At 57.4% G+C, this 9,271-nt stretch carries 13 protein-coding genes and 1 pseudogene; 8 read left to right on the top strand and 6 right to left on the bottom strand.

Translation table 11 applies throughout. The features are described 5' to 3' along the window. Window positions 1–131 precede the first annotated feature (131 nt). The 4 genes and pseudogenes from QRN60_RS06905 (at window position 132) to QRN60_RS06890 (ending at window position 2,829) form a co-directional block, all read left to right on the top strand. Window positions 132–1,133: an IS30 family transposase gene (locus QRN60_RS06905; RefSeq protein WP_129565089.1), complete on the top strand. Its 1,002-nt coding sequence runs from the start codon at window positions 132–134 to the stop codon at window positions 1,131–1,133. A 128-nt stretch (window positions 1,134–1,261) separates the two neighbouring features. Beyond that, window positions 1,262–1,399: pseudogene (locus QRN60_RS06900) on the top strand (ISNCY family transposase); the annotation flags it as partial. Continuing rightward, window positions 1,394–1,825 (top strand): cytochrome b, encoded by a 432-nt coding sequence (locus QRN60_RS06895; protein WP_284765183.1) that lies wholly within the window; start codon window positions 1,394–1,396, stop codon window positions 1,823–1,825. The pseudogene QRN60_RS06900 and the gene QRN60_RS06895, both read left to right, overlap by 6 nt. A gap of 383 nt (window positions 1,826–2,208) precedes the next feature. Then, window positions 2,209–2,829, top strand: coding sequence for a DUF1062 domain-containing protein (locus QRN60_RS06890; protein ID WP_111792848.1), 621 nt, complete (start codon window positions 2,209–2,211; stop codon window positions 2,827–2,829). Between the two features lie 80 nt (window positions 2,830–2,909). Here QRN60_RS06890 and QRN60_RS06885 read toward each other — a convergent pair whose 3' ends face one another. Beyond that, window positions 2,910–3,560: a glutathione S-transferase family protein gene (locus QRN60_RS06885; RefSeq protein WP_111792847.1), complete on the bottom strand. Its 651-nt coding sequence runs from the start codon at window positions 3,558–3,560 to the stop codon at window positions 2,910–2,912. After that, entirely contained in the window at window positions 3,557–3,745 is a 189-nt protein-coding gene (locus tag QRN60_RS06880; RefSeq protein ID WP_129565088.1) for a hypothetical protein, read from the bottom strand. Before QRN60_RS06880 ends, QRN60_RS06885 begins: the two co-directional genes overlap by 4 nt. A gap of 147 nt (window positions 3,746–3,892) precedes the next feature. Here QRN60_RS06880 and QRN60_RS06875 point away from each other — a divergent pair, with 147 nt between their 5' ends. Beyond that, window positions 3,893–4,549: a peroxiredoxin gene (locus QRN60_RS06875; protein ID WP_035217366.1), complete on the top strand. Its 657-nt coding sequence runs from the start codon at window positions 3,893–3,895 to the stop codon at window positions 4,547–4,549. A gap of 67 nt (window positions 4,550–4,616) precedes the next feature. Here QRN60_RS06875 and QRN60_RS06870 read toward each other — a convergent pair whose 3' ends face one another. Both QRN60_RS06870 and QRN60_RS06865 read right to left on the bottom strand, forming a co-directional pair. Beyond that, complete coding sequence (locus QRN60_RS06870; protein WP_112207784.1) at window positions 4,617–5,420, bottom strand: hypothetical protein; 804 nt, start codon at window positions 5,418–5,420, stop codon at window positions 4,617–4,619. Window positions 5,421–5,451: 31 nt separating this feature from the next. Next, window positions 5,452–5,904, bottom strand: coding sequence for a DUF5680 domain-containing protein (locus QRN60_RS06865; protein ID WP_035212514.1), 453 nt, complete (start codon window positions 5,902–5,904; stop codon window positions 5,452–5,454). A gap of 164 nt (window positions 5,905–6,068) precedes the next feature. On the opposite strand from QRN60_RS06865, the gene QRN60_RS06860 reads away from it, so the two are divergent. From QRN60_RS06860 to fghA, 3 genes are read left to right on the top strand one after another with little or no spacing between them, the layout of a single operon-like run. After that, window positions 6,069–6,524, top strand: coding sequence for a YaiI/YqxD family protein (locus tag QRN60_RS06860; RefSeq protein ID WP_003502698.1), 456 nt, complete (start codon window positions 6,069–6,071; stop codon window positions 6,522–6,524). Window positions 6,525–6,549: 25 nt separating this feature from the next. Further along, the gene (locus QRN60_RS06855) at window positions 6,550–7,209 is read left to right on the top strand and encodes a DUF1345 domain-containing protein (RefSeq protein WP_129565087.1); all 660 of its coding nucleotides are present in this window, start codon (window positions 6,550–6,552) and stop codon (window positions 7,207–7,209) included. 27 nt (window positions 7,210–7,236) lie between these two features. Continuing rightward, complete coding sequence (fghA, locus tag QRN60_RS06850; protein WP_113076283.1) at window positions 7,237–8,070, top strand: S-formylglutathione hydrolase; 834 nt, start codon at window positions 7,237–7,239, stop codon at window positions 8,068–8,070. 60 nt (window positions 8,071–8,130) lie between these two features. Here fghA and QRN60_RS06845 read toward each other — a convergent pair whose 3' ends face one another. Next, entirely contained in the window at window positions 8,131–8,520 is a 390-nt protein-coding gene (locus QRN60_RS06845) for a RidA family protein (protein ID WP_003502695.1), read from the bottom strand. Window positions 8,521–8,724: 204 nt separating this feature from the next. Continuing rightward, on the bottom strand, window positions 8,725–9,213 hold the full coding sequence (locus tag QRN60_RS06840; RefSeq protein ID WP_087743897.1) for a hypothetical protein: 489 nt from the start codon (window positions 9,211–9,213) through the stop codon (window positions 8,725–8,727). Window positions 9,214–9,271 lie beyond the last annotated feature (58 nt).

Below are 9,271 nucleotides of genomic sequence, written 5' to 3'. Positions count from 1 at the left end.
CAGGGGACATTTTAACTTTGCGCAATGCGCGACATTCCAACCTTGCTGCCACATTGTGTGTAGCCGGGTACATTCTATTTTCGAGTGCGACATGCCAATGATTTCAATGGCTTCACTTTGGAGATTTTGGCATGTCCCGATGCTATACTCAGATCACCCTTGCCGATCGCCGCCGTCTTCATCATCTGGTGGCGGCAAAGGTTCCCGTCAACGAGATGGCGCGTCAGCTTGGCCGTCATCGCTCGACCATTTACCGTGAGATCAAGCGCAACACGTTTCATGACCGTGAACTGCCAGATTATGACGGCTACTACAGCACGGTTGCTCACGACATCTCCAGAGACCGTCGACGCCGATTGATAAAGCTGCGGCGCCATCCGGCTTTGCGCACCGAGATCATCAACCAGTTGGAGGCCCGCTGGTCTCCGGAACAGATTGCCGGACGTCTGCAGTCGGACGGCTTCGGTCGTATTCGCGTATGCAAGGAGACAATCTACCGCTTCATCTACAGCAAGGAAGATTACGCGCTTGGTCTCTATCAGTATCTGCCTGAGGCTCGCCGCAAACGTCGCCCAATGCGTTCGAGGAAGTCGCGCGACGGTGCGTTTCCCTCTACCCACCGAATATCCCAAAGGCCTGATTTCATTGGAGATAGATCGAAGTTTGGACATTGGGAGGGAGACCTCCTCATCTTTGAACGCCCACTCGGCCATGCCAATGTCACCACGCTCGTGGAGCGCAAGAGCCGCTACACCGTTCTTATCAAGAACCCGAGCCGGCACTCGGGGCCAATCATGGATAAGATCGTCAGAGCGTTTTCGCTGTTGCCGGCATTCGCGCGTCAGAGCTTCACATTTGATCGGGGCACCGAGTTTGCCGGGTTCAGGGCTTTGGAGGAAGGGATCGGTGCGTGCAGCTGGTTTTGCGACCCAAGCGCGCCTTGGCAAAAAGGGACCGTCGAGAATACCAACAAGCGAATTCGACGCTTCCTGCCAGGCAGCACAGACCTGGCAGTCGTGTCACAGCGCGACCTTCTCCACCTCACGCGTCATATCAACGATCAACCGCGCAAATGCCTTGGATACAGGACGCCGGCCGAGGTGTTCATGGCTCATTTGCAAGAAGGAGGGTGATCCCCTACCCTAAAGCGCAGGCATGGTGCACTTGGGTTAGCTTCTCCACCGCAAAGTTAAAGTGTCCTGTTTCCGCAAAGTTGGAATGTCACACTCCCCTGGTCTGATTGACGTCTGGGAGATTGCAGATGGGATTGATTACGATGACCGAGCGTGATCTGCAGCGGATCGAGACTTTGTCGAAGGTGATTGCCGGTCGGATGACTATGGTGTCGGCGTCGCATGTGCTTGATCTGAGCGAGCGCCAGGTCCGCCGTCTTCTGGAATGGTCGGCTTTCAGCCGGAAGCCGCAGCCTGTCGATGGCGAAGGCCCGGTTTCAAGGTTCGCGGCGCGGGCCGCTCATGTCGCATTGCTGTTCCTTACCCTTGCCGTTCCCCTCGCCGGCTGGGCCGTCGCTTTGACGGCTCCCCTGCAAATCCCAAGTTACGTCTTCGATCTCGTGGTCGTGCCGGGGTTGCCTCTGGCGATTTCCGATCAGGCGGAGGCGTTCTGGACAGAGGTTCATGCCACCCTCGCCTATCTCGCCGTAGCCATCGTATTTCTACATGTGACGGCAGCGCTATGGCACCATTTCATCCGCAAAGATTCAACCTCCGGCGTATGCTTCCGTCTCCGGCAGCCGCGAATAACAGGCGCAAAACTGTGTCCTACCGGAAATAGAGTCGCAGCCCATCTGGTGACATCGTTTTGACCGCGGAATGGGCAGGCTACCCGAAGTTGCACAAAAGTCACATCGCAGTGGCTTTCGGCCGCTGAGCGCGCCGCATGCTTCCATTTCTGACCGATCATTTGTTATCGTTACCGCCGAAGAGCATTGGCGCATCGAGGTAGACTTTGCCTAAGTAAATACCGGTCTCAATCCAGTTTCACCCGTACTGCGGATGGCCACAGGCTGTCGGCGTATGATCACGTTCATCGGGTGGTGGCAAGAGACCGGTCTGGCATTGTTAAAATGTGCCCTGCGCAGCTTTGCTGTCTCAGCTCTTCACCCACCCGAAACATCGCCACGCCGTTCCCGTCAGGGTTTTCTCCTGCACCATCTTGGTGGACTTCCAAATGGAAGACCAAGACAATATGTGCAATGTACTTCGGGTCCAATGGACCATTACACCACGAACGGCGCCCCAGCCCTGGCTTGCATGCAGCGGATGTGGCGACCTGAGGGCGTTTCAAGCCAGCGGCAAGATCCGGCTTAATGCCAACGGCCGCAAACTGGATGCCTGGCTCATCTATAAATGCCTGATCTGCGACAAAAGCTGGAACCGGCCGATTTTCGAGCGGCAGAATGTCCGCGACATCAGCCCTTCCGTTATGGAAGCGCTGCAGTCGAACGATCCGCAATGGATAAGAGCGGAAACATTCAACCTCGAAGCCCTGAGACGCAAATCGCAACGCATCGACGAGTTTCCCGAGTTTGATATCGAGAAAAAGATCAAGGACGAACCTCCCGACTGGACCAAGGCCGAGATTGATCTCACGGTTCCACTCCAGACCGGCATACGCCTTGATCGTCTGCTGGCGTCCGAACTGGGGCTTTCACGGTCGATGCTGCAGAAGCTTCACGATGGCGGCACCATACGGGCACCATCCGACCTTCTGCGGCGACGTCTCAAGAACGGCGCCCGCATTGTGATTGAGTGCTGCGATGGTTTCGATCGGGAGCTATTCCTGAAACCCGTGACGGTGGGTTTCTAAAGGTGTCGCGAGGGTCTGTCAGGTCAGACCCTCGCGCTGAGACTGGGTTAGACCGCAGCGGCAGTCTTTCCGACCGTCGCTCAGCCGTTCGACGCAGCCTTGAAAATCGCCAATTGGTCGGCAAATGCGCGTTTATAGGCGGGGCGCGCTTCGCCCCGGGCGACGTAGGCCGAGAGGTTCTCATATTCGTCGAGGATGCCTGAGCTTTTTATCCTTTGCAGCACGGACACCATCAGCAGATCGCCGGCGCTGAATCCGCCGTCGAGCCAGTCGGCGTCACCGAGGCGGTCGGACAGTTCGCCAAGCCGCTTGCGAATACGGTCGTGGACGATCTGCAAGCGCTCGCTGTGCCAGCTCTTGTCCCTTTCGAGAAAGCCGGCGACAAAATGCTCGACGATGGGCGGCTCCATGGTGCTGAGCGCGGCGAACATCCACATGATCGCACGCGCCCGCGCATCCGCATCCTCTGGCAACAGGCCTGCGTGACGTTCGGCTATATGCAGCACGATCGCCCCGGACTCAAACAGGACGAGTTCATCCTCCTCATAGGTCGGGATCTGCCCGAAGGGTTGAAGCGCAAGGTGTGCCGGCTCCCGCATCGCCTTGAAGGAAAGAAGGCGGACATCATAGGGTTGGCCCACTTCTTCGAACGCCCAGCGGACGCGCATATCGCGGGCGAGACCCTTGCCGCCATCGGGCGAGTGTTCAAAGGCGGTAATGGTGATTGTCATTGCTGTTCTCCATCACTCCCTGTGCGGAAACGCCCCGGAATGCCGTCGCCTGACGTGGCGTCACAATATGCGCTGGGATGAGCGAAAACAACGCCGGGATCGCCTTTCGAGTAATCCTGTCCTCCTGAAACAATCAACCGGGTGGAAATCACGCAACTGCGACAAACGATGGAAATCAGGGTCATCAAATCTCTGTGGGGCTGAAGCAAACGCCACTGAGGCCAGATGAAAAGGCTGGCCATTTCATGCAAAAACTCTAAGCTCCAGCGCCGGACACGAATTGTCGAAAACCATCAGATTTTCACTTCAAATCATCAGGGAGAAAGCATCAGATGAGCCTGCGTATCAACGATATAGCACCAGACTTCACCGCCGAGACCACCCATGGTCCGGTGAGCTTTCACGACTGGATCGGCGACGGTTGGGCGGTCCTGTTTTCGCATCCGAAAAATTTCACGCCCGTCTGCACGACGGAACTTGGCGCGATGGGCGGCCTGCAGCCGGAATTCGAAAAACGCGGCGTGAAGATCATCGGCATTTCGGTCGATCCGGTTGAAAGCCATGAAAAATGGAAGAACGACATTCGCACCGCGACCGGTTTCAACGTCGATTATCCGCTGATCGGCGACAAGGACCTGAAGGTCGCGAAGCTCTACGACATGCTGCCGGCCGGTGCTGGCGACAGTTCCGAAGGCCGCACGCCTGCCGATAACGCCACCGTGCGCTCCGTCTTTGTCATCGGTCCCGACAAGAAGATCAAGCTGGTCCTCACCTACCCGATGACCACCGGCCGTAATTTCGAGGAAATTCTCCGCGCGATCGATTCCATCCAGCTCACCTCCAAACACCAGGTGGCGACACCTGCCAACTGGAAACAGGGCGAGGATGTCATCATCACCGCAGCCGTTTCCAACGAAGATGCGATTGCTCGTTTCGGCTCCTACGACACGGTTCTTCCCTATCTGCGCAAGACCAAGCAGCCCGGCTGATTTTGAAACCTGTGATGGGGCGGTGAAAACGCATCGTCCCATCCGTTCTGGGGTATGACGGCGCGCCCTAGCCGGCTTCCTGCTTCGCGACGAGCAGCATTGGCCGATCATCGAGTTCGGCGGGGGTGAAGCGCGCAAGAAGATCGAAAGATGTTATGGCTTCACCGGCGGCGAAGCGTCGTCCGTTGACAACGAGATGTCCGAGGCCGAATATGGTGAGAAGCGCTTCCGTCGCATCTCCCGCTGGGCTATCGAAAAGCAGATTTGTCTGGCCGAAATGTTCCAGACCCGTTGTCCAGGCCCTGATCTTTTCCCCCTCTTCCGTCACAAAGGCTCCGAAGGCCAGCATCGTCGCCATTTGCTGCGGCTGATCCAGATGGCTGTTTGCATAGTTCAGATAGTCATCGAGATTGGCGCGGCCGACGATCATGTCCAGATAATGCAACGCAACCGCCCGCATGGGGGCGAGCTGATGGATGCCGAGCAGGGTCGAGGCGATCTCGTTATGCGCGATGTCTGGATCATCTTCATCCGCCAGGATGAGAAATCTGAACTCGCATTGGTGTGTCGCATGGGTGAAATCGTCATATGCCGCTTTTGCATCGATACAAAAGGTCTTTGACCAGTCGACCCTCGCCTCTGCAACTTCCGGATATTGGGCCGGCGCAACCGGCGTCGCCACGACCGGCTCGGGAGTACCGACAAAAACCCTGGTTGCACCGCGCAGTCCGTCAAACACGCCCTTTTCGCCCAACCGCTCGCATTCATATCCCTCCTCACCCCACGCTTCTATCAGGGTCATATCCGAGATCGCGGGTTTGCTGTCGAAATAGAGTGTCGCCTTGAAAAATTGAGCGTCGCCATTTGCCATTGTAGTTCCTGTCCATGGCATTTCTTGCGCTCTATGGCTTTATGATCCCGCCATGATAGTCAAGCCGGTATGTCTCGACATGTCCGCGGTAAATGCGCTCGACGCCGGTGAAGGACCGGAATTCACCCGCATTCGTATCGACATAGACCAGATTTTCCACCGGGTGGGTGAAGCCGCCAAGAAAGCGGCCCTCCCGATAGAGGGTGGAAAGCGACTGCTGAATGACCATGCCGGCTGTCGCGCCGTCGATCATATCGGGCCGGAGGATACGGCCGTAATAACTCATCGCCCAGAGGGCCGTCCCCTGATGCCAGACGACCTCCTGACCGATGAAATCGGTTCCCCCGAAATAGCTGTCGATATAGTGCCAGTCGCCGTTCTGATAGCCGAGATCGTGCGATCCCTTGCGCGTGGGCGTCGCGGATTTGTTACCGCCGCCAACATACGTGGCAGACTTGGCCTGCACGATGAACTCTTCCAGCATGACACCCCTCGAAATAAGAACATAAAGGGAACATATGCCGTTTTCATGATCGTCGCAAGTACTATCCGCGCCCGGTATCGAGCCCTTATTTCAGCCATCGTGGGCTTGGTAATCGTGGCGTTTGCGCTTAGAAACGTGGCAGGAAATATCCGAAAAGAGTGTCCATGCCGCAAAACCCGCAAATCTATGTCGATGCCGATGCCTGCCCCGTGAAGCCGGAGATTCTCAAGGTGGCGGAACGGCATGGGCTGGAAGTGACCTTTGTCGCCAATTCCGGTCTGCGCCCGTCGCGAGATCCCATGGTGAAAAACGTCATTGTTTCCGCCGGTTTCGACGCTGCGGACGACTGGATCGCCGATCATGCCGGCGAAAACGATATCGTCATCACCGCCGATGTGCCGCTGGCTGGACGCTGTGTCGCCAAGGGTGCGTTGGTCACCGGGCCGACGGGTCGCGTTTTTGACCAGTCGAATATCGGGATGGCGACGGCGATGCGCGACCTTGGTGCACATCTGCGTGAAACCGGTGAAAGCAAGGGATATAATGCGGCTTTTTCACCGCGCGACCGCTCCGCCTTTCTGGAGACGCTTGACCGTTTCTGCCGCCGTGTCAAAAAGTGACGGTGCCAACAGAAAGATGCCGCCCATGACCACGGCCAATATGAAAAGCAGCAGCTATCGCCGCCATCAACCTTTCGTCATTGCTTTTCTCGTCGGCGCCATAGGCCTTGGGCTGGCTCTGGTTCTGACGCCACCGCTGGCGATCGAGGTCGCGGCCGTTCTGTTCTTCCTGACCTATCTCACTTTGATTGGCTTTCGCCTGTCGGGCCTGACGGCGCAGCATCTGAAGGCCCATGCCGATAGTGACGATCTGCCCGCAGTCGCCATCATCGCCGTCACGCTGCTAGCCGTTGCTGTCGCCGTGGTGTCGCTGTTCCAGGCGCTCAACCACACGGGCGAGACGGTCTGGACGCTGCTCATCGCCTTTGCCTCTGTGATCTTGGGCTGGCTGACCATCCACACCATGACAGCCCTGCATTACGCCCATCTTTACTGGCGGCCTGCCACGGTGGACGGCAAGCGGCAGCATCTCGGCGGCATGGATTTTCCGGCGACCAAGGAACCCTGCGGTTACGACTTTCTCTACTTCGCCGTGGTGATCGGCATGACGGCGCAGACATCGGATGTGGGAATAACCACAACTGCCATGCGGAAGGTCACGCTGCTGCATTCCATCGTTTCTTTCTTCTTCAACACGGTTCTGGTGGCGGCGGCGGTCAATGCCGCGGTCTCGCTTGCGGGCTGAACCGGAATTTTCACAAGGAATGTCTTTATGAACATCATCTCGCAGAATACGGCCTTTGGCGGCATGCAGGGCGTATTTTCGCACGTATCGGAAACCCTGAAATGTGAGATGACCTTTGCGGTTTACGTGCCGCCGAAGGCGATCCATGAACCCTGCCCCGTCCTGTGGTATCTTTCCGGCCTCACCTGCACCCATGCCAACGTCATGGAAAAAGGCGAATATCGCCGCATGGCCGCCGAACTCGGGCTCATCATCGTCTGCCCGGACACCAGCCCGCGCGGCAATGACGTGCCGGACGAACTGACCAACTGGCAGATGGGCAAGGGCGCCGGATTTTATCTCGATGCCACGCAGGAACCCTGGTCCGAGCATTACCAGATGTACAGCTATGTCACGGAAGAACTGCCCGCCCTCATCGGCCAGCATTTCCGTGCGGATATGAGCCGCCAGAGTATTTTTGGCCATTCGATGGGCGGACATGGCGCGATGACCATGGCGCTCAAGAATCCCGGCCGTTTCAAAAGCTGCTCGGCCTTTGCACCGATCGTGGCTCCCTCGTCAGCCGACTGGTCAGAGCCGGCGCTGGAAAAATATCTCGGTGCGGACAAGGCCGCATGGCGTCAATACGACGCCTGTGCGCTGGTCGAGGATGGCGCGCGTTTTCCCGAGTTCCTGATCGACCAGGGCAAGGCTGATAGTTTCCTTGAAAAAGGCCTGCGTCCCTGGCTCTTCGAAGAGGCGATCAAGGGCACGGATATCAGCCTGACGTTGCGCATGCATGACCGCTACGACCACTCCTACTACTTCATTTCCACCTTCATGGATGACCATCTGAAATGGCATGCCGAGCGGCTTGGATAAGGGTGGAGAAGCAAGCCGGCGGCGCCCTGTGAGCGCCGCCGTTTCAGGTTTGACCCGCTATTAAGGGATACGGGCAATGACCTTGATCTCGAAATCGAAGCCCGCGAGCCAGTTGACGCCGACAGCGGTCCAGTTCGGGTAAGGCTTTTGGCTGAAAATCTCCTGCTTGACGGTCATGATCGTTCCAAACTGGTTTTCCGGATCCGTGTGGAACGTCGTGATATCCACAATGTCGTCGAAAGTGCAGCCCGCCGCCTCGAGCGTTGCCTTGAGATTTTCGAAGGCCAGCCGGACCTGCCGTTCAAAATCAGGTTCAGGCGTTCCATCGGCACGGCTGCCGACCTGGCCGGAAACGAATAGCAGATCACCGGATTTGATGGCAGCAGAGTAGCCATGCTCTTCGTAAAGCGCGTGCCTGTGGGCGGGAAAAATTGCTTCGCGTTTACTCATTTCCATCTCTCTTTCAGCTGAGTGACGATGCCGCGCTCTATAGCGTCAGCGTCCAGTTTACATACGTTGCGTATGCGAGATAGGAACATACACTGCGTATGTCAAATAAATATACGCGATGTATGTGAGTGCGACACGCGGAACCAATGGTGGCGCGACATTGAGAAACGACGCATCGTGATTGTGCCACCGCTTCCGCGGACGTTACGGGAAGAGCGCCGTCGCAAGCGTCGTCGGGCCGGATCGGCTGAGCCTGAATTCGCGGATCACCCGTTCTGCAACGCCATAGGCGAGTTCCTGCTCGATAGACTGATTGTCGAAGCTGACGACAGTGGCGGTGAATTTGGCTTCGGCGATCACTTCTCCCGTCGCCACGGCGGCGGCGCGGACGATGACCTTGGCCGACGCCCTTTCTCCAAACAGGAAGGGGCCGCGCGTAACGGATGCGAGACGGATGGTCAGCACCACGCGCGGGCGGGTCTCTCCACGCGCCGTGGTCTTGATCGCATTCTGCACCTGCGCATGAATGGACTGCATCAGCGCCGGAGCGACATCCGGGCGGGCGGCGACGAATGCGCCGCGCACATCGTAAAGCAGCCGGTCGGTATTGGTCGCTTCCGGTTCCAGCCTGAAAGACATGAGCGTGAAACACGCCAGCACAAGAATGCCAAGGCGTTTCAGCGTGGTGATCATGATCAGCGGCTCCCCTTACGTGAGGTAACCGCATATTCGGCCATCAGGGTTAGAAAAG

Origin of the sequence: Agrobacterium sp. CFBP2214 (genome assembly GCF_030209895.1) — a bacterium.
Classification (GTDB): Bacteria; Pseudomonadota; Alphaproteobacteria; order Rhizobiales; family Rhizobiaceae; genus Agrobacterium; species Agrobacterium radiobacter.
Note: the sequence above shows the minus strand (reverse complement) of the source record. Positions and strands in the feature narration are given on the sequence as shown.